Source organism: Arthrobacter sedimenti, from assembly GCF_042652025.1.
GTDB classification, from domain to species: domain Bacteria; phylum Actinomycetota; class Actinomycetes; order Actinomycetales; family Micrococcaceae; genus Arthrobacter; species Arthrobacter sedimenti.
In genome coordinates this window covers 868,959-886,860 of record NZ_JBHSDQ010000001.1, presented here as the reverse complement: position 1 = coordinate 886,860, position 17,902 = coordinate 868,959, and the positions used below count along the sequence as shown (strand labels likewise).

The following is a 17,902-nucleotide window of genomic DNA, read 5'->3' as shown; positions in this document are numbered from 1 at the left end:
GTGTGAAAACACCCTCAAAAACCGTCCGTAAATCAGTCGCCGAAAACCAGGAAAGCACCTCGCGGCTGGGAAATGTGTCCGCCTTCGTGCGCGGCCACAAGCCGCTGGCAATTGTGGCCGCGAGCTGCACTCTCGCCGTTCTCGGCGGCGCTGGCATCGCGACCGCCTCAACGCTTCCTTTCGGCCAGCAGCAGGTCGGTTCCCAGACCGACAAGGGGGAGCAGGTCGCCTCGAACCAGGTGATCAAACCCATCGGGGACCGCCTGATGACCCCTTTCGGCAAAATCATGGGGTCGACCGTCAGCCCCGATGGCCGATACCTGGTTGGCACCAGCACGGACCGCTCGGTTGACCTCCAGGTCTTTGACCTCACCACCTACAAGCCCGTCGCCGCGGCCGGCACCCAGGCGGCCACAGTTTTTGCAGCCGCGGCAGGCAATGCAGGCTACGCGAACATGGCATACCAGCACATCACGGACGGATCGGTGGGCCAGGACGGCCCGGTCTTCTCGCCCGACGGCAAGTTCCTCTTTGAGCCCGTCGCAACCGGCATTGTCCGCTACCCCTTCAATCCGGACGGCTCCCTCGGTGCCGGGACGAAGATCAGCATTCCGACCGCGGGCGACAAGCAGGCCCTGACGGCCGGCATGGCGTTCTCCCCCGACGGCTCGACCCTGTACGCGGCCGTGAACGGCCAGAACGCGGTCGTCGCGATCGACCCGGCCGCCGGAACCATCAAGCAGACCTTCGGCACCGGTATTGCCCCGCGCCAGCTGAAGTTCGTCGGCACCCGCCTTTACGTCTCAAACGAAGGGGGCCGCCAGGCACTCCCGGGTGAGCCGACCATGAACTCCTACGGCACCGACGTCCCGGCCGATACCAACCTCGGCACCTCCACGACCGGCACCCTTAGCATCATCGACACCGCCAACGCCGCTGCGCCGGTTTCCTCCCTCGACGTCCAGCTGCACCCGACCGCGATGTTCCTGGACGGGGCCACCCTGTATGTGGCGAACACCAACAGCGACACCGTCTCCGTCGTGGACACTGCCAGCAACAAGGTCCTCCAAATCATCGCCACCCAGCCCTGGGCCTCGTCTCAGGTGGGCTACGAACCCACCGGCATCAGCATGCAGGGCGACCATCTCCTGGTCTCGCTCGGCCGCGCCAACGCGATCGCGGTCTACAAGGTCAACAAGCAGGACCCGAAGGACCCTGCCAGCTACATTGGCCTGCTACCGACGGACTACTACCCTGGCAACGTCACCGCGGTGAACGGCCAGATTGTGGTCACCAATATCCGCGGCATCGATGCGCGGGGCCCGGAAGTGACCATCAACGAGGGTCCGAACACTACGGCTGCGACCGGTCACGGCACGCACTCCACCACGGCCTCGCTCACCAAATTCACCCTCCCCAGCGATGAGCAAATCCAGCAGTACACCGAGACTGTGTTCGAGCAGAACGGCTGGGATGGCAGCTCGGTCAAGGAAGCGACGGCTGCCGAGGCCGCCAAGATCCCGGCGGTCGCCGTGCCCAAACGGATTGGGGAGCCGTCGAGCATCAAGCACGTGTTCCTGATCGTGAAGGAAAACCGCACCTACGACCAGGTGTACGGCGACATGAAGCAGGGCAACGGCGACGCATCGCTTGCCCAGTTCGGCGCGAAGGTCACGCCCAACCAGCACGCGCTGGCAAGCCAGTTCGGCCTTTATGACAACACGTACGACATTGGCACCAACTCGGCCGAGGGCCACAACTGGATGATGCAGGGCGATAACCCGGCCTACACCGAGACCAGCGCCGGGGAGTACAAGCGCTCCTACGATACCGAGGACGATGTCCTGGGCCACCAGCGTTCCGGCTTCCTGTGGACCGCGATCAAGGACGCGGGCAACACCGCCAGGAACTATGGCGAGTTCGACTCCGAGGAAGGCAAGCCTGCAGGGGCCACCTGGCAGCAGTACTACTGCGCGGCCACGGGCACCATGGCCGGGGGTGACCCGGCCCAGCTCTTCACCCCGGCACTGCAGATGCACGCCAGCTCCGCCATCCCGTCCCTCAATGAGATTACGGACCCGAACGCGGCCCCGTTCGACACCGCGGTACCTGACATCTACCGCTACGAGACCTGGAAGCAGGACTTTGAGAAGAACGGCCCGAAGAACTTCCAAATGACGTGGCTCTCCAGTGACCACACCGGCGGCACCGCCGACCCCGAGGCCCAGGTTGCCGACAACGACCTGGCCGTGGGCAAGATCGTCGATGAGATCTCGCACTCCGAATACTGGAAGGACTCCGCAATCTTCATTGCCGAGGACGACAGCCAGAACGGCACCGACCACATCGACGGCCACCGCGCCCCCGTCCAGGTCATCAGCCCGTACGCGGTGCACGGTAAGACGGTCAGCACGTTCTACTCCCAGATCAACATGGTCCGTACCATCGAGCAGATCCTCGGTGCACAGCCGCTGAACCAGAAGGTGGCGGCGGCCACCCCGATGTTCGACGCATTCACCAACAAGGCTGAGTTCACCCCGTACAGCGCGGTCTCGAACCAGGTGCCGCTCACCGAGGGCGTCAAGACCGCCCCCGCCTGCGGCCCGGACACCCTGGGCCAGACCGGAGCTGCGGCCGCAGCAGTCAATGACGCAGCAGCCAAAGCCACCGCTGTCCCTGCCCCGATGAAGGAAACCGCGGAAAAGTGGGACGACTGGTCCGAAAAGCAGCACCTGACAGGCAACGGCGCGAAGGAAGACTACGCGGACCCCAACCTGTTCAACCGCTGGACCTGGTACCAAACCCACAAATGGGAGAGCCCCTACCCGGGCGACGAGAAGATCTACGGTCCTGACGAGGTGCCCGGTATCCCCGCCGGTTCAACCAACCACGAGGACGACTGATAAGGCGTTGACCGGGACGTCGGGCGCCAGCCGCTGACATCCACAAGAGCGGGCTGGGCGGAAATCGCCCAGCCCGCTCTTGTGTCGCACAAACGGTCAGTCCGTGATGTCGGTGCCGGTACTCAGCTCCTGCCACTGGTCCAGTTCCGCCCGCTGGGCCTCCGCCACCTTGCCGAAAGCGCCGAACGCGTCGGTGCCCAGGACCAGCAGTCCCGGCGGGTTGGGGGATTCGACGACGGCGATGATCGCCCTGGCTGCCTTGTCCGGGTCGCCGGGCTGGGTGCCGTGCGCCGTGTCGTGTTCCTTGCGGCGCTTGCCGGCGGTGTCAGCGTAGTCATCGATCGCCGAAGCGGACTGCGTGAGTGAGCGGCCGGCGAAGTCGGTGCGGAAGCCGCCGGGCTCGATGGCGGTGACGTTGATGCCCAGCGGCTTCAACTCCTGGCGCAGCGATCCGGACATGCCCTCCAGTGCGGCCTTGGTGGCTGCGTAGTAGCCGGAGCCGGGCGGCGTGATTCGGGCGCCGATGGAGGAGATGTTCAGGATGGAGCCGGCCTTGTTGGTGCGCATGCCCGGCAAAACCGCCTTGACCATGTCCACCGCGCCGAAAAAGTTCGTGTCGAACAAACGCCGGATGTCGCCGTCGTCCGCTTCCTCCACGGCGGCCCGGTAGCCGTAGCCGGCGTTGTTTACCAGCACGTCGATGCTGCCGAACTTCTCCTCCGCCTGCTTCACCGCGGCGGCGATTTGAGCCTTGTCCGTGACGTCGAGGGCCAGGGGGAGCGCGGTGTCCGGGAAGCCGGCGGTGATGTCCTGCACCGCGTCGACGTTCCGGGCGGTGACGACGGCGTTGTGCCCGGACGCGAGCACGGCTTCGGCGAGTGCGCGGCCAAGTCCGGTGGAGCAGCCTGTGATGAGCCATGTTGCCATTGGTATTTCCTTTCGTAGGGTGACGTCCTTGCGCTTAAGCCCGGTGCCGCCGTCGTGCGTTAGCTGTCAGTTCGTGGGCGCCGTAGCTGTTGTCGTCGGGGTTGACGGTGACGCCGGGGCCAACGAGCTGGTCGATGCGGTCCAGGACCTCGGGGGCCAGGACGGTGTCCGCGGCCGGGAGGTAGGACTCCAACTGCTCCATGGTCCGCGGACCCACGATGGCCGAGGTGACGCCGGGGTGGTTGATCACGAACGCGATGGCCATCTCGATGAGCGTGACCCCTGCCCATTCGGCCACCTGCGCCAGCTCCTCCACGATGTCCAGCTTGCGCTGGTTTTCCGGCTGGGACATGTCGAAACGCGCACTCGGCCGCGCGGAGGAGGTGGGCCGGGACGCCGAGTCCTTCCGCCACCGGCCCGAAAGCCAGCCGCCGGCCAGCGGGCTGTACGTGAGCGTGCCCATCCCGTGCCGCTGCACCGTGGGAAGGACGTCCTCCTCGATGCCGCGGACCAGGATGGAGTAGGGCGGCTGCTCGGTGACGAACCGCTCCAGGCTGCGCTCGCGGGACGCCCACTGCGCCTCCACGATCTGGGAGCCGGAGTAGGACGAGGAACCGATGTAGCGGATCTTGCCCTGGCGGACCAGGTCGGTGAGCGCGCCCAGGGTCTCCTCCACGTCCGTGTCCGAGCTGGGCCGGTGCACCTGGTAGAGATCGATGTAGTCGGTGTTCAGCCGGCGCAGCGAGTTCTCCACCTCGCGCATGATCCAGCGCCGGGAGCCGCCGCGCTGGTTGGGGTCCTTCTGGTCCATGGGCATGAAGAACTTGGTGGCCAGGAAGACGTCGTCACGCCTTCCTGCGATTGCCTCACCAACAATTTCCTCGGAGGCTCCGCCGGAGTACACGTCCGCGGTGTCGATGAAGTTGATGCCGGCGTCCAGGGCGCGGTGGATGATGCGGGTGGCATCTGCACGGTCGTCGTTGCCCCAGGGGCCGAACATCATGGCGCCGAGGCAGAGGGGGCTGACCTGCACTCCGGTGCGGCCGAGCGGGCGGTATTCCATTGCTTCTCCTTACGCTTCCGGGATGACCATGGCGAACCGCTCCGGGCGGGCCACATCCGGGTCCGGGCCGCTGCGGACGCCGGTCTCCAGGGCGTCGATGGCAGCGAGCTCGGCGGCGGTCAGCTCGAAGTCGAACACGTCGAAGTTCTCGGCAATTCGGCTCGGGTTGGTGGACTTGGGGATGGCCGAGCGGCCCTGCTGCAGGTGCCAGCGCAGCATCACCTGGGCGGGGGTCTTGCCGTGGGACTGCGCGACGCCGGCAATCACCGGGTCCCGCATGACGTTCTTCCGGTTCTCGCCCCAGCCGGGGTAGAAGGTGATGCCGCCGATGGGCGACCATGCCTGGGTGAGGATGCGGTGGTCCTCATCAATGGTCTGGACAGCCGGCTGCTGGAAGTACGGGTGGAGCTCGATCTGGTTGACGGCCGGGACCACGTCGGTTTCCGCCAGCAGCTGCTGCAGGTGGTGCGGCATGAAGTTGCTGACGCCGATGGCCCGCACGCGTCCGTCCTTGAGCAGGGTTTCCAGGGCCTTGTAGGCGGCGATGGTCTTCTCGAACCGGTCCGGCGCGGGCTGGTGCAGGATGAGCAGGTCCAGCTGGTCCACGCCCAGCTTGCCCACGGCCTTGTCCCAGGCGTGCAGTGCCTGCTCGTAGCCGTAGTCGCTGACCCACACCTTCGTTTCGATGAAGACGTCTCCGCGCGGCAGGGCGGAGCGCCGGATGCCTTCGCCCACCTCCCGCTCGTTGCCGTACGCGGCGGCGGTGTCGATGTGCCGGTAGCCCACCTCGAGCGCTGTCTGGACGGCCGCCGTCGTCTCTTCCGGGGGACTTTGGAAAACGCCCAGGCCGAGCGCTGGCATGGTGACGCCGTTGTTGAGTTTGAGTTCCATGCCTTCACGCTATGTGGGTGGCCGCGATTGTGGGAGGGCTTGTCAGTCCCTCCTTCGAGGGTTGGGGCACGCGTACCGTGGAGGCATGACCAACAGCGATGACGTGCGGAAATTCCTGACCTCCCGCCGCGCCCGGATCACTCCGGAGGAGGCCGGGCTGCCCGCGTACGGCGGGACCCGTCGCGTGGCGGGGCTCCGCCGCGAGGAAGTGGCCATGCTGGCCGGGTTGAGCGTCGACTACTACATCCGGCTGGAGCGCGGGAACCTGTCGGGTGCGTCGGACAGCGTGCTGGAGGCGTTGGCGCGGGCTTTGCAGCTGGACGACGCCGAGACGGCCCACCTTTTCGACCTTGCCCGCGCGGCCACGTCGGTGCCGCGGGTGCGGCGCAAGCGGAGCCCTTTGACGGTGCGTCCCAGCGTGCAGCGGGTCATCGACGCGATTACGACGGCGCCCGCCTGGGTTAGGAACGACCGCGGCGATGTGCTGGCTTCCAATGAGCTGGGCCGGGCCCTGTATCAGGAGATGATGGCGGAGCCGGTGACGCCGCCGAACAGTGCGCGGTTCACGTTCCTTAATCCGATGGCGCGGGAGTTCTTCCGGGACTGGGAGCGGAGCGCGGACGACATCGTTGCGGTGCTGCGGTCCACTGCCGGCAGGAACCCGTACGACAAGGACCTCTCGGACCTGATCGGCGAGCTTTCCACCCGCAGTGAGGAGTTCCGTGTCCGCTGGGCCCGGCACGACGTGAAGTACCACCGCACCGGGCGGAAACGGCTGCATCACCCGGTGGTGGGGGACCTGGACCTGACCTATGAAGCCCTTGAACTTCCTGCCGATCCTGGACTGCGGATCAACATCTACACCGCCGAACCGGGCACGCCGTCCGAGGATGCCCTGAAGGTCCTGGCGAGCTGGGCCGCCACGCAGCGGACCGTTGCCGAGGTCCCGGTGCAGGAGGGCACTTGAGCCGCGTCCGGCGCTGCGCCGCGGAAGAGCGGTTTTCGAGGCGGATCTTCCGTTTCGCTCCGCAGATTCCTTTGCGCAGCCTAAATCCGGGCCGCGAATAGGAATCTGCGCGTCACGGGCGGCTTTGCGCGTCGAAACTGCCCGCACGCCCTACGGCTGCGCCGGGTCCTCCGTCAGCCACGCCATCGCCTCGTCCATCGACGTGAAGTACCGGGTGGGGTGCACCGGTTTGTGCCGGCCGGTGTAGAAGCTGGCGAGGGTATGGTCCACGGGGGAGGTGCCCACCACGGCTGCGCGTGTCAGGGGCCACCTACCGGCGAAGGCCTTCAGGGCTCCCTGCTCAATCCACTCCACACCGGTTATTTCCACCAGCATCGGCAGGGCGCGGCCGCCGCTAAGGGCCCTGGCGCGCTCCATCAGCGCCACAGCGTCGCGCTCCGTGACCACATCCCCGTGCCCCCACTTCAGGTGCAGCAGGTCCCCGGAAAGCTCGATGGTCCCGGTGATGTCTTCCATGCCTACTACTTTGCTGCTCATTCACGGCGTACAGCAACACGGCAGCGCAAACCAGGCCCCGGAAGCGGATGGGGAAGGGGACGGCCTTGGCCCCTCCCCATCCACTCCGCACCAGGAACCCCCCAATATCGGGGAGCATTGCTCCGGGCTTCCTGGTGCCTTCCCCCGGCATGGTGGTCGGACGGTGTATTGACGGATAGACGTTTTCGTCAATTCTGCTAGAAGTGTGGCCCGTGCTCCGGGGAGAGGTCAAGGGACCTTAGTACCGGGTGGGCCAGGTTGCCTTGACTGAATCAGGCTCGCGGCCCGTGCTGGTCCTGCAGCTCGCGTGCGGCAGCGGCCCGAAGGGTGAGGTTGGACTTGTGTGCCGTCATGATGAGCAGCTTTGCAGCCTCGTCCAGGGTGCAGCCGCATCGCGCAGCTATTGCTTCGCACGCGTCGGCAATCACTGCGCGTGAGGCCAGGGTGTGTTCCAGCTCCGCAAACTGCTCGTCGGAGAAGGTTGCCGGGCCCGTAGCGGCGGCAGCGCGCGGGGCAGCTTGCGGCGCGACTGTTCCAAACGTCCGACGCGGCGTGTAACGCGTCCGGACCACGGCGGCCGCCACCTGTGCCTGCAGCACGGATCGCGCGGCGGCCAGAAGGTTCGCCACCTCGGGGCAGGCCAGCCGGTACATCAGCCTCCCCTCGGAACGCTGGCATTCGATCAGCCGCTGGCTCCGCATTTGGGCCAGGTGGCGCGACAGGTGCGAGGCCTTCTCCCCGGTACCCTCGCACAGTTCCGGGATGGACGACTCGCCATGGGACAGCAGGTCCAAAACCTGCGCCCTTACCGGATGGGCAACAGCCTTGAAGACCTCTGCGAGAGCCAGCATCGACGGCCGTGCCCCGTCTGCATCAGGCACTTGTTTCGTCACGGTTTCCCACCCTTGCCTTGTCCGGGCCCCGCCAGGGAGACACGCCAATGTGTTGACGCCTAAGATCGTCCCCCGCAACCGGGCGTCAGTGCAACGGGTTCGGGCGGCCAAAATGACAGCCAAGAATGTACGACGGCGGCCCGCACCAAAAGGAGCGGGCCGCCGGTCATGCAGGGGGAGGCTATGCGGTGGTCAGCACCGTCTTCAGCCAGCCTTCCTCGCGCCGGTCGAAGTTCAGGTAGGCATCCACCACATCGCTGATCGGTTCGTGCTGGGTGATGAACGTGGTGGGGTCGAAGACGCCGGAGGCCACCAGGTCCACCAGCGGCGGCGTGACCGAGCGGTGGTCGCAGTTGCCCATCCGGATGGTCAGGTTCTTGTTCATCGCCTGGCCGATGGGATACGTCATCATCGCCGGGCTGTACACGCCGATGATCCCGATCCGGCCGTACTTCCGCACCGTCTCGATGCTCCACTGCGAAACCTGCGACGGCGCGTTCCCCGGCACCCAGTTATCGCCCTGCACATTGGTGGCAGGGGCAACCTCGGCCACTTCCTGCGCGAACTGTTCCGCCTGCTCCTCGCCCTTGGCCGCCGCGGGCCCGGCCCAGGGCCGCTGCGCATCCACGCCAACGGCATCGATCACCGCGTCCACGCCGATGCCCTGCGTCGCCTCCTGCAGGGCCTCCACGGGGTCCTCGCTGTTGAAGTTGATGACATCTGCGTTCTGGTCGAGCGCCTGGACCAGCCGGGTCTCGATCCCATCCACCGCGAACACCCGCGACGCACCCTGCCGGAAAGCTGACGCAATCGCCAGCTGCCCCACAACGCCCGCGCCGTACACGGCCACCGTGTCGCCGCGCTGGATGCCGGCCAGCTGCGCGCCGAACCAGGCCGTGGGGAAGATGTCCGAGAGCAGGATGGCCTGCTCGTCGCTGACGTTGTCCGGCAGCCGGGTCAAGGTGTTCGAGGCCCACGGAATCCGCGCGTACTCCGCCTGCAGCCCGTTAATTGGTCCAGTGGTCTCGGGGCCGCCGAAGAAGCAGGTCCCCGCCTGCGGGCCGTTCGGGTTGGCAACGTCGCACTGCGCCGTATGCCCGGCGCGGCACTGCCAGCACACGCCGCAGGACATCGTGGAGGACACAATAACGCGGTCCCCGGGCGCGAACCGCCGCACCGCCTTGCCCACGGCCGTCACCTCACCCACAGCCTCGTGCCCCAGGATGGTGCCTTCCTTCATGCCGGACATGGTGCCGCGGATGAAGTGCAGGTCCGTGCCGCAAATTGCGCTGCGGGTGATGCGCACAATGGCATCGTTAGGGTCGAGAATGGTGGGATCGTCCACGTTGTCCAGGCGGATGTCGCCTTCGCCGTGCCATACAAGAGCTTTCATGATGGGACTCCTTTTACGCGTTCAAACCGCCGAATAGGGTTCTGGTCACCGGGCACTGCATACCTCAAGCTGCAAGATAGTAAGCCTACTGCCTATTTTTCCGTTGGGCGAGGCCGCCCGTCCAGCCGAGCGATCGCGCATCCCTTTTTCCGCTGCGCATGTTCCTTCTCGCGCCCAGCATTTAGGCCGCGAAAAGGAATATGTCGGCGTGGATTTCGGATCTCCGAGTAGGCTCGGTTGGACCAACGCCTGAGGGGGCAGACGCATGGGAGTTGAGCCAGAGGATGACCGCGGCGAACGGGTTGCCGCGTGGGTGGCACGGGACGAACGCGTTGACAAGGTGTTCGGGTCGTTGGCAAGTGCCGTTGCGGCCCTCCTGGTCATGGCGCCCTCGGTGTACCGGCTCTTCAACGGCCCGGTGCAGTGGTATGACGTCGTCTCTGTGATCGTAGGTGCCGGGTTGATCACCTTTCACGCGGTGCGGCTGGTCCGGCTCCGGCGCACCGCTGCCCAGGTTCCGGCCCGGCGCGCAAATTCCTAAGCGCTACCCAAATAAGTGCCGCGCCGTGGAGGGGGCGTGTCACGGGAGGTTTTGCGCGTCGAAAACAGCGGAACGCGTACGACGCCGGGCCACACCTGCCGCCGCAAGCTTCCGTTCCAGCGTTCCGGCCGCAGCGAGGTCCGCCCAATCCCACCGCTCGACGCGGAATCCCAAAGACCGGAGCCGGTTTTCGCGATTCTTCTCAGCCAGGACCGCCTCGGATGTGGTCCTGCCTTTGAGGAACTCGGGTTTGACGTACTTCTCCTCGCCGTCGAACTCACCGACGATCCCCGAGTCCTTCCAGAAGAAATCCGAGTACCCCACCAGTCCGGCGGCGTCCGTGAAGCGCTGCTGGAGGACCGGGGGTTCGAAGCCGGCCACGTGGATCAGGGCGCGGCTCCAGGACTCGCCCGCTGAAGCAGATGCGGGATCGGCAAAGGCGATAGCGGCGCGGATCCTGCGCGCCGCTGCCCTGGAATAGATCTGACTGATGCCCGCCTCCAGTTCGGCCTTGGTCAGGGCAGGCAATTGACGGGCCGGGTCCGGCCGCAGCACATGATCCAGCGGTGCGATGGCTTCGGCGAAGGGGTTGAAGGCCGCCAGGTCCAGGACGGTCCGGACGCGGTCGGTGACCAGGAGCCCCTCCAGCTTGACCACCCTCAGGCCTGCCCGGGCAGCGAAGTGGCGGCTGACTCCGGCACGTGACCTCCCGCCGTCGTTCTTCAACGTGAGGGCCTGCACGGGGTGGTTCTGCCCGATGATCGGGATGTCCCATACGCTCGCCGAGGAGTGCCGGGCGAAAATTGTGGGCTTCTCAAAGGTTTCACCGGCGGCCTGCACCCGGACGCGGTACTGCTGCCAGGGCTTCATGGCCCGCCACGTGGGCCCGTCGACATACACGCCGTGCCGGACCCGCACCAGGGCACCGGACCGGACGCGCTTGGCCAGATCGTTGGCGCTGAGCCCGTGGAGGATGCGGTCCCGGGACAGCAGGAACGGCGGGAGGTCGGTCATGCATCTAAAGTGCCCGGTGGGAACCCTGCCCGGAAGCGAAGTCTGCGGCTATGTGGAAAAGCGCCGGCGCGCGGGTGCCAAGAGCCTCCGCCACGTGGCGACGCGCATCCCTGTTTCCGCTGCGCACGTTCCTCTTCGCACCCCATATGTGGGCCGCGTTAAGTAGCCTCCGCGTCGAAAAAGCACACGCGCGTCGAGAAACGCAGCCCGCAGCGCCAGCTTCAGGCAGAAAAGTACGACGCCGGTACGCACCAAACCGGCCTGCCGCCTTGTGGAGGCGGGCAGGCCGCTTTGGCCAGGTCGGGGGCTACCGCTCCGCACGTGCGTCCGGTTCATCACCCGGCTTGCGCGTGGGGTCCACGCTGCCGCCCTTCCCGTAGTCCCCTTTGGGGTACCGGCCGGTTTCGGATGCCGCGGACCGTCCGGGGACCGGCCCGGCCTCGCCGTAGTCGGCCTTCACGTAGCGGCCGGCCCCCACTGTCCTGTCGCCCAGGGGTTCGGGGAGTCCGCCTTCAGCGCCCGCCCCGCCGTAGTCCCCTTCGACGTACTGGCCTTCTTCATCCTCCGCATGGCGGCCGCGCTGCGCACCGGCCTTGCCAAAGTCGCCCTTGACGTACCGTCCGCGCAGCTCCCGTTCCTCGGGCGTCTCGTCCGGAGTGGGGGTGTTTTCGATGCTGCTGTTGTCGTTCATGGTCTTGCCTTTCCGAACGAACTCCACGTCCCTGTGACGGCAACCTGGTCCTGTCCGGGTGTCTCTTCCCTGGCGGAATCCAGCCCGCCACTGCTCGAAGGAGGGCGGCATGGCTGGCGTCAGAAGTGCCGCCCGGCGGAGTGGGCCGTCGGTCTGTTGCCCAGGGACACTTTCGGCGTAGCATAAAAGTACTCGCGTTGTCAATTGGTCCTGAGGTGAGGCCAATAAACCAAGAAAATCGCAAAGAAGGTACTGCGATGAGTGATGTCACTCCACTGAGAAATGCGGTCCGCAATGGCAGCGGGCTCAAGCGATTGGGTGGAACCTGGGGCGAGCTGCTTGCGGAGTTCCTGGGCACGTTCGTGCTGATCGCGTTCGGCGACGGCGTGGTGGCCATGGCGGTCGCCGCGTTGCCCGGATCGGGCCGTGCCCAAACATCCACCACCATCTTCATGGCCGCGGGCGACTGGTTGCTCATTGCCTGGGGATGGGCCCTGGCCGTGGCGCTGGCCGTGTACGTGGCCGGCGGCGTCAGCGGCGCCCACATCAACCCGGCCGTGACGATTGCCTTTGCGGTCCGCCGCAAGTTCCCTTGGCGCAAAGTGGGCCCGTACATCGTGGCCCAGGTGGTGGGGGCTTTCGCCGGCGCGGCGCTGGTGTACCTGCTGTACTACAACGCCATCGACGCCTATAACAAAGCCGTGGGCACGGGCCGGGGCGATGCGAAGGGCCTGGCCACCTACTCCATCTTCGCCACGTTCCCGGCGCCCTACTTCAACGGAAACGCCGTCGGACCACTGGTTGACCAGATCGTGGGCACGGCGTTCCTGGTGATGTTCGTCGTGGCCATCATCGACATGCGCAACACGGCCGTCCAGGCCAACCTGGGCCCGTTCATGATCGGGCTCGCGGTGGCCGCCATCGGCATCTCCCTCGGCGCCAACGCCGGCTACGCCATCAACCCCGCCCGTGATTTCGGCCCGCGCCTCTTCGCATGGATGGCCGGATGGGGCCAAACGGCGCTGCCTGGCACAGTGGACGGGGCGTTCAGTTGGTACTTCTGGGTGCCCATCGTCGGCCCGGTGGTCGGCGGCGTGATCGGCGTGCTGATCTACGACTGGTTCATCGGCGACGTCCTCGACGCCCGCGCACGGACGCAGGAATCCACGCCTCCGGGCCGCGCCGGCGGCGAAACGCCTCCCGCCACCGAGGCTGCCACTTCCGTGCCGGAGACCCGGACCACCCCGAAGCGAAGGGCCGCCTGAAGCGCAGCCAGCCACAGGCAGGGAAAGCACGACGGCGGCGCCTCCTGAGTGCCCGCGCTGGCGACACGCATGTTCCCCACCGATGCGCATATTCCCTTTCGCGACCCGTATATGGGCCGCGAAAGGGAACACCCGCGTCGAAAGCGCATGTCCGCGTCGAGAACGGAAAAGCGCGGGCCATGCCAACAGGGATCAGGCCAAAGGCAGGGCCAGTTCCATCGTGGTCCCGTCCGGGCCGGTGCGGGCCACCTTCACGGTGCCGCCGGCCGCGGAGGCAATCTCGCGGACCAGGGCCAGCCCGATCCCGAAGCTCCGCCGCCCCGTAGAAGCCCCAGGCGCGGAGGCGCGGAGGCGCGGACAAAGCGGTCGAAAATCCGGTCCGGGTCCACACCGCTGATCCCGGATCCCGAGTCGGCCACACGGACCAGCGCCCGGGAACCCTCAACAAAGGCGGAGATGCTGATGCTCCCGCCGGCCGGGGTATGCGCCAGCGCGTTGTCGGCCAGGGCCAGCACAGCGCGCCGGAATGAACTGGGATCGATCCGCACCAAAGCCGGCCCGCCGCCGTCGAACGTTAACTTGACGCCCTGTTGCCGGGCGAGGTCCTGAAGGCTCCCCGCAACGGACTCGGCCGCCAAAGCAACGTCCACAGGCGCAAGCTCCGGCCCGGAAGCGGAACCGGTCGCGGCCAGGAGCAGCTCGTTCACGATCCCGGTCAGCGTGGACGTGTCCTCCCGGATTTTCGCCAGAGCGAGCGCAGGCTCGGACCCGGGTTCGGCTTTCCGCTGCGCCAGCTGGATGCGGGTGTCCAGGATGGCCAGGGGGGTGCGCAGTTCGTGGCTGGCATCCTGGACGAACCGCCGCTGCCGGGCCAGCGCCTCGCCCAGCGGCCGGATGGCGCTGCGCGCGCTCAACCATCCCACCACCCCGGCCAGCACGATGCCCGCCAGGCCGGCCAGGATCATCCCCTCGATCAGGTCCCCGGAGTCGAGGTACGTGTACGGCCTTCCAGGTTCGGAAGCAGGCTGGACCGGATGCGCCAGCTTGTACATCAGGAAGGCGGTGGCGGCGGCCAGGAGGATCAGCACCAGCGCGGCAACCCCGGCGCTGATCCGCAGTGCTACCTTCAGGGACGCGCGGCGCAGGACCTCCCGGTCCGGGTCGCCGGAAGCGGCAGCAGAGGTGCGCGGACGGGGTGAAGTCATGACGGCTCACCGATCTGGTAGCCCACGCCGTGGACGGTGCGGATCACGGTCCTGTCGATCTTGCGGCGCAGGTGGTGGACATAGGTGTCGATGACGCCGGGCTGGTCCGTCTCCTGGAAGTGCGCGGCGAGCAGCTCATCCCTGGTGAACACCCGATCCGGTTCCGCCGCCAGCGCGGCCAGCACCTCGGCCTCCTTCGCGGTCAAGGTCACCACATCGCCGTACAGGGAACGGACAGCGCGCGACGCCGGATGGAATTCCCAGCTGCCAATGCTCACCGGCCCAGCGGCCGGACCCACCGGCGGACCGTACGTGCGCGTCAGTGCGCGCAGGCGAGCAGCCAGCTCGCCGCCGTCGAACGGTTTTGTCAGGTAATCGTTGGCACCCGCGTCCAGGCCGCGGACCTTTTCATCCGTGTCGCCCAGCGCGGTGAGGATCAGGATGGGCGTGCCGATGCCCTTGGCCCGCAGGGCCGTGATGACGCTGATGCCGTCCATGACGGGCAGGCCGCGGTCTATCACCATCGCGTCCCACGGCTGCGTCAGCCCAAGGTGCAGGCCCTCCTGCCCGTTCGCCGCGAGCCGCACCGTGAAGTCCGGCTCCAGCAGCTCGGCAATCAGCGGACCCAGGACGGGATCGTCCTCCACCAGCAGCAGGGCCGGACCCTCACCTGTCGTCATGCCGCCTATTCTTCCGCAGCCGCCTCAACGCCGTCGTCAACAGGGTCCGCAGCCGCCAGCTTCGCCTTCCGCCGGCGCTTCACGTACTCCGCGATCCACGGCACCACGGAGACCAGGACCATCACCACGGCAATGACGTCGATGTTGTTGGCGATGATCGCGTAGTGTCCCAGCCACGTGCCCAGGAGGGTCACCGACGTCGCCCACGCCAGGGCACCCGCCATGTTCCAGAGGGTGAACGCCTTGTATTCGTAGCGGGCAATTCCGGCGGTGACCGGCGCGAAGGTGCGCACCATGGGCACAAAACGGGCCAGTACGACGGCGGCGCCTCCATGGCGGCGGAAGAACTCTTCCGTAACGGTCAGGTGCGCCGTTTTGAGGATGCGGGCATCGTCCTTGAACCAGCGGCGGCCGAATTTGCGCCCCAGCAGGTACCCCACCTGGTCGCCGCCGATCGCGGCCGCGGTGATCACGCCGATCAACAGGGGCAGTGCCAGGTTCAGCTGCTGGTGCAGGAGCCCGGCGGTGAAGAGGAGGGAATCGCCGGGCAGGAAGGGGAATAGCACGCCGGACTCGATGAACACCATCGCGGCGATGACGCCCAGTGCGGCCGGGCCAAAGCCCTCAAGCAGCCCGGCGGGATCCAGCAGGGAGGGAGAACCCGCGGCCGCTGCCAGAGGTATCAGGACGCTGTGCATGTTGCTCCTTATGCCCGGTTGAAGGGGCGGAGGACCGTGGCCGGAACGCGTTCCACCAGGGCCGGGGCAAAGCGGTTCCAGAGCCCGGCGAGCAGGACGGCGGCGGCGCTGGCGGCAAAGAAGGAGGCCGCGACGTCGGTGGGATAGTGGACCCCCACGTACAGCCGGGACCAGGCCACGATCAGTGCCACGGCGGCGCCGGCCACGGCAACCGGCTTGGCCCAGCGGGTCCGGCGGGCCAGGAAATACAGCGCGAAGGCCAGGGCCACGGCGAAGCTGACGTGTCCGCTGGGGAAGCTGTTGGATCCGGTTTCAGGTGCCAGGGGGTCGAACAGCAGTGCGGCGTTGGGCCGCTGCCGGGCGAATAGGAGCTTGAAGGCTTCGCTCGCCACCCAGCCCGAGCATGCGGTTAGCCCGAACGCCACGGCGGTCACCAGGTCACGCCGGAACAGCCAGATGCCCAGGGCGGCCACCACGATGAGCGCCAGGCCCACCACCGGGCCGAACAGCAGGTTGATCCCCATTGCCACCGCGGTCAGCACGGCAACGTGGTGCAGGCTGAGGTTTTGGTCAACACCCAGTTCTGCGGTTGTGTCGCCGGGGACCAGTTGCACGGTAAGGCCCAGCACCACGACGGCGGCGCACAGCACGATGCCCACCGGCAGCCAGTGTCGGGGCTGGGGGAGTGCCCGGAACTGGGTGCCGACGGCCGGGGGTGCCGTGGGCGTGGTGTGCTGGTTTAGGCGGTCGTCGTGGGCTGATCCGTGCATTTCTTCCTTGGGGTGGGGTGGCGTGAGGCCGCTGTTCGGCCCGTCCTTCCACTCTCCTCCAGGGGCTTTAAGAAAGGCTTAAGAAGTGCTGGTTCCTGGCTGGGGCAAGGGCGTACGACGGCGGTCCGCGCCTTTCGCGCGCGGGGTGCCGGGGTGGCGGGGTGCCGGCGACGCGCAAGCCCGTTTCCGCTGCGCAGATTCCTTTTCGCGCGCCATATTTGGGCCGCGCAGGGGAGCATCCGCCGCGGCCACGACTATCCGCGTCCTGAGTGCATTGGGAGCTGATCCGATTGGGGGCTTTCAGCCCTAAGCTGCCGTGGCTGCGCGCCGCACACTGTTTCCAGGGGGTCCGATCAGCAGGGATCGGGCCAGGCGCGGGAGGAATTCTGATGGACGTTCGGGTCGTGGAGTCGCTGGTCATGGCGGAGATTGGGGACGGCGTGCTTACCGCCCTGTATCCGGTGGAGCATTGCGCACGGTGGGAGTTCGGGCCCTGGGCTCCGCTCATGGCCTGGTTCAAGCAACGCCCGGGCCTTACACGGATCCTTGGCGTGGCGCAGGTGGCCGGTGCCCTGGCTGTGGCCGCCACATTGTCCAAGACCCCGGGGCGGGCCTGGAAGAAATGAGTATTGGCCGTGGCTAGTTTCCGGAACCCGCCCGACTGACGGACCGTCCCAAGGCGTGGACTGATGCTGGTGATCGCATCGGAGGTTGAGGTGCCGGGGCTGACGGGGCGGCAGGTTACTGACTTCATGTTGTCCTGCAACGATGAGCGGTACCAGGAGTGGTGGCCGGGCACCCACCTGCAGTTGCACCCGGTGGGGCAGTCCGCGGGGACTGTGGGGGACACGGTTCTTATGGACGAGTTCATCGGCCGCGGCGCCTGCGCCTGCGGGGGACCGTGGAAGCGGTGGACCCCGGCCGACGGATCGTTTGGCGGCTCCGCAAAATCATTCCACTCCCGGCGCGGCTGTCCCTGGTACTGTCCCCGACGCCGGACGGGGTGATGATCCGGCACGCCATCACTGCTGGCTGGCAGCGGATCGGGAGGGTTCTGGACCCGCTCCTGCGGCTGTATTTCACGCCCCGGTTCACGGCCGACCTCGATGCACACGTCCACACCGAGTTTCCCCTGCTGCGGGACTACCTCCGGAAGCGCCCTGCAGCCAGCGGACGGGAGGGCCCGGCGGCGGCAGGTAACCAAGAGCCCAACTAACCCCTGTAGCGGCACGACAAAACGGCATCTCCCGTTTTCGCTGCGCAGATTCCTTTTCGCAGCCCATATTTGGGACGCGCAGGGGAGCATCCGCCGCGGAGATGGATATGCGCGTCGAAAGTGCAGGGGCTGCAGTTGGATCAGCAAACGTCCGACGGCGGCCCGCGCCTTCCGCCCCCGGCGTGCTGGCGACGCGCACACGCGTTTGCGCTGCGGAGATTCCTTTTCGCACCGCGTATCTGGGGTGC

General features: G+C 66.9%; 18 protein-coding genes and 1 pseudogene. 6 read left to right on the top strand and 13 right to left on the bottom strand.

All coding sequences use genetic code 11. The features are described from left to right. Positions 1 to 2: 2 nt before the first annotated feature. Positions 3 to 2,903 carry an alkaline phosphatase family protein gene (locus ACFO0G_RS04140; RefSeq protein WP_376976539.1) on the top strand — a complete coding sequence of 967 codons (2,901 nt, stop codon included), beginning with the start codon at positions 3 to 5 and terminating at the stop codon, positions 2,901 to 2,903. A gap of 96 nt (positions 2,904 to 2,999) precedes the next feature. On the opposite strand, the gene ACFO0G_RS04135 is transcribed toward ACFO0G_RS04140, so the two are convergent. Genes ACFO0G_RS04135 through ACFO0G_RS04125 form a run of 3 tightly spaced genes read right to left on the bottom strand, consistent with a single transcriptional unit; the run spans position 3,000 to position 5,784 of the window. Further along, a complete protein-coding gene (locus ACFO0G_RS04135; protein WP_376976538.1) occupies positions 3,000 to 3,830 on the bottom strand; it encodes an oxidoreductase in 831 nt (276 codons plus the stop codon). Between the two features lie 34 nt (positions 3,831 to 3,864). After that, positions 3,865 to 4,893, bottom strand: a complete 1,029-nt coding sequence (locus tag ACFO0G_RS04130) for an aldo/keto reductase (RefSeq protein WP_376976537.1) — start codon at positions 4,891 to 4,893, stop codon at positions 3,865 to 3,867. A 9-nt stretch (positions 4,894 to 4,902) separates the two neighbouring features. Further along, positions 4,903 to 5,784, bottom strand: coding sequence for an aldo/keto reductase (locus ACFO0G_RS04125; protein ID WP_376976536.1), 882 nt, complete (start codon positions 5,782 to 5,784; stop codon positions 4,903 to 4,905). A gap of 85 nt (positions 5,785 to 5,869) precedes the next feature. On the opposite strand from ACFO0G_RS04125, the gene ACFO0G_RS04120 reads away from it, so the two are divergent. Continuing rightward, on the top strand, positions 5,870 to 6,751 hold the full coding sequence (locus ACFO0G_RS04120) for a helix-turn-helix transcriptional regulator (RefSeq protein WP_376976535.1): 882 nt from the start codon (positions 5,870 to 5,872) through the stop codon (positions 6,749 to 6,751). A 150-nt stretch (positions 6,752 to 6,901) separates the two neighbouring features. Here ACFO0G_RS04120 and ACFO0G_RS04115 read toward each other — a convergent pair whose 3' ends face one another. The 3 genes from ACFO0G_RS04115 to ACFO0G_RS04105 form a co-directional block, all read right to left on the bottom strand. Further along, a complete protein-coding gene (locus ACFO0G_RS04115; protein ID WP_376976534.1) occupies positions 6,902 to 7,267 on the bottom strand; it encodes a DUF7793 family protein in 366 nt (121 codons plus the stop codon). Between the two features lie 293 nt (positions 7,268 to 7,560). Further along, positions 7,561 to 8,181: a metalloregulator ArsR/SmtB family transcription factor gene (locus ACFO0G_RS04110; RefSeq protein WP_376976533.1), complete on the bottom strand. Its 621-nt coding sequence runs from the start codon at positions 8,179 to 8,181 to the stop codon at positions 7,561 to 7,563. A 181-nt stretch (positions 8,182 to 8,362) separates the two neighbouring features. Continuing rightward, positions 8,363 to 9,574, bottom strand: a complete 1,212-nt coding sequence (locus tag ACFO0G_RS04105; RefSeq protein WP_376976532.1) for an alcohol dehydrogenase catalytic domain-containing protein — start codon at positions 9,572 to 9,574, stop codon at positions 8,363 to 8,365. A gap of 265 nt (positions 9,575 to 9,839) precedes the next feature. Here ACFO0G_RS04105 and ACFO0G_RS04100 point away from each other — a divergent pair, with 265 nt between their 5' ends. Then, the gene (locus ACFO0G_RS04100) at positions 9,840 to 10,115 is read left to right on the top strand and encodes a hypothetical protein (RefSeq protein WP_376976531.1); all 276 of its coding nucleotides are present in this window, start codon (positions 9,840 to 9,842) and stop codon (positions 10,113 to 10,115) included. Between the two features lie 39 nt (positions 10,116 to 10,154). Here the strand turns inward: ACFO0G_RS04100 and ACFO0G_RS04095 are convergent, their stop codons facing one another. Both ACFO0G_RS04095 and ACFO0G_RS04090 read right to left on the bottom strand, forming a co-directional pair. After that, the gene (locus ACFO0G_RS04095; RefSeq protein WP_376976530.1) at positions 10,155 to 11,129 is read right to left on the bottom strand and encodes a hypothetical protein; all 975 of its coding nucleotides are present in this window, start codon (positions 11,127 to 11,129) and stop codon (positions 10,155 to 10,157) included. A gap of 307 nt (positions 11,130 to 11,436) precedes the next feature. After that, positions 11,437 to 11,820, bottom strand: coding sequence for a hypothetical protein (locus tag ACFO0G_RS04090; RefSeq protein ID WP_376976529.1), 384 nt, complete (start codon positions 11,818 to 11,820; stop codon positions 11,437 to 11,439). Between the two features lie 257 nt (positions 11,821 to 12,077). On the opposite strand from ACFO0G_RS04090, the gene ACFO0G_RS04085 reads away from it, so the two are divergent. After that, positions 12,078 to 13,085, top strand: a complete 1,008-nt coding sequence (locus tag ACFO0G_RS04085) for an MIP/aquaporin family protein (RefSeq protein ID WP_376976528.1) — start codon at positions 12,078 to 12,080, stop codon at positions 13,083 to 13,085. Between the two features lie 192 nt (positions 13,086 to 13,277). Here ACFO0G_RS04085 and ACFO0G_RS04080 read toward each other — a convergent pair whose 3' ends face one another. From ACFO0G_RS04080 to ACFO0G_RS04060, 5 genes and pseudogenes are all read right to left on the bottom strand, one after another. Then, complete coding sequence (locus ACFO0G_RS04080; protein ID WP_376976664.1) at positions 13,278 to 13,490, bottom strand: ATP-binding protein; 213 nt, start codon at positions 13,488 to 13,490, stop codon at positions 13,278 to 13,280. 74 nt (positions 13,491 to 13,564) lie between these two features. Further along, a pseudogene (locus tag ACFO0G_RS04075) lies at positions 13,565 to 14,050 on the bottom strand (sensor histidine kinase); the annotation flags it as partial. Positions 14,051 to 14,286: 236 nt separating this feature from the next. Next, on the bottom strand, positions 14,287 to 14,970 hold the full coding sequence (locus ACFO0G_RS04070; protein WP_376976527.1) for a response regulator transcription factor: 684 nt from the start codon (positions 14,968 to 14,970) through the stop codon (positions 14,287 to 14,289). 5 nt (positions 14,971 to 14,975) lie between these two features. After that, on the bottom strand, positions 14,976 to 15,668 hold the full coding sequence (locus ACFO0G_RS04065; RefSeq protein WP_376976526.1) for a DedA family protein: 693 nt from the start codon (positions 15,666 to 15,668) through the stop codon (positions 14,976 to 14,978). 8 nt (positions 15,669 to 15,676) lie between these two features. Next, the gene (locus ACFO0G_RS04060; protein WP_376976525.1) at positions 15,677 to 16,438 is read right to left on the bottom strand and encodes a phosphatase PAP2 family protein; all 762 of its coding nucleotides are present in this window, start codon (positions 16,436 to 16,438) and stop codon (positions 15,677 to 15,679) included. A gap of 389 nt (positions 16,439 to 16,827) precedes the next feature. On the opposite strand from ACFO0G_RS04060, the gene ACFO0G_RS04055 reads away from it, so the two are divergent. Together ACFO0G_RS04055 and ACFO0G_RS04050 are read left to right on the top strand one after the other, a co-directional pair. After that, complete coding sequence (locus ACFO0G_RS04055; RefSeq protein ID WP_286398642.1) at positions 16,828 to 17,064, top strand: hypothetical protein; 237 nt, start codon at positions 16,828 to 16,830, stop codon at positions 17,062 to 17,064. A 284-nt stretch (positions 17,065 to 17,348) separates the two neighbouring features. Then, on the top strand, positions 17,349 to 17,654 hold the full coding sequence (locus tag ACFO0G_RS04050; protein WP_376976524.1) for a hypothetical protein: 306 nt from the start codon (positions 17,349 to 17,351) through the stop codon (positions 17,652 to 17,654). Positions 17,655 to 17,902 lie beyond the last annotated feature (248 nt).

Excerpts from the sequence above, each read along its gene's own strand:
- ACFO0G_RS04135 (WP_376976538.1), bottom strand. The coding sequence starts at position 3,830 with ATGGCAACATGGCTCATCACAGGCTGCTCCACCGGACTTGGCCGCGCA.
- ACFO0G_RS04130 (WP_376976537.1), bottom strand. The coding sequence starts at position 4,893 with ATGGAATACCGCCCGCTCGGCCGCACCGGAGTGCAGGTCAGCCCCCTC.
- ACFO0G_RS04125 (WP_376976536.1), bottom strand. The coding sequence starts at position 5,784 with ATGGAACTCAAACTCAACAACGGCGTCACCATGCCAGCGCTCGGCCTG.
- ACFO0G_RS04120 (WP_376976535.1), top strand. The coding sequence starts at position 5,870 with ATGACCAACAGCGATGACGTGCGGAAATTCCTGACCTCCCGCCGCGCC.
- ACFO0G_RS04115 (WP_376976534.1), bottom strand. The coding sequence starts at position 7,267 with ATGGAAGACATCACCGGGACCATCGAGCTTTCCGGGGACCTGCTGCAC.
- ACFO0G_RS04105 (WP_376976532.1), bottom strand. The coding sequence starts at position 9,574 with ATGAAAGCTCTTGTATGGCACGGCGAAGGCGACATCCGCCTGGACAAC.
- ACFO0G_RS04100 (WP_376976531.1), top strand. The coding sequence starts at position 9,840 with ATGGGAGTTGAGCCAGAGGATGACCGCGGCGAACGGGTTGCCGCGTGG.
- ACFO0G_RS04095 (WP_376976530.1), bottom strand. The coding sequence starts at position 11,129 with ATGACCGACCTCCCGCCGTTCCTGCTGTCCCGGGACCGCATCCTCCAC.
- ACFO0G_RS04090 (WP_376976529.1), bottom strand. The coding sequence starts at position 11,820 with ATGAACGACAACAGCAGCATCGAAAACACCCCCACTCCGGACGAGACG.
- ACFO0G_RS04085 (WP_376976528.1), top strand. The coding sequence starts at position 12,078 with ATGAGTGATGTCACTCCACTGAGAAATGCGGTCCGCAATGGCAGCGGG.
- ACFO0G_RS04070 (WP_376976527.1), bottom strand. The coding sequence starts at position 14,970 with ATGACGACAGGTGAGGGTCCGGCCCTGCTGCTGGTGGAGGACGATCCC.
- ACFO0G_RS04065 (WP_376976526.1), bottom strand. The coding sequence starts at position 15,668 with ATGCACAGCGTCCTGATACCTCTGGCAGCGGCCGCGGGTTCTCCCTCC.
- ACFO0G_RS04060 (WP_376976525.1), bottom strand. The coding sequence starts at position 16,438 with ATGCACGGATCAGCCCACGACGACCGCCTAAACCAGCACACCACGCCC.
- ACFO0G_RS04055 (WP_286398642.1), top strand. The coding sequence starts at position 16,828 with ATGGACGTTCGGGTCGTGGAGTCGCTGGTCATGGCGGAGATTGGGGAC.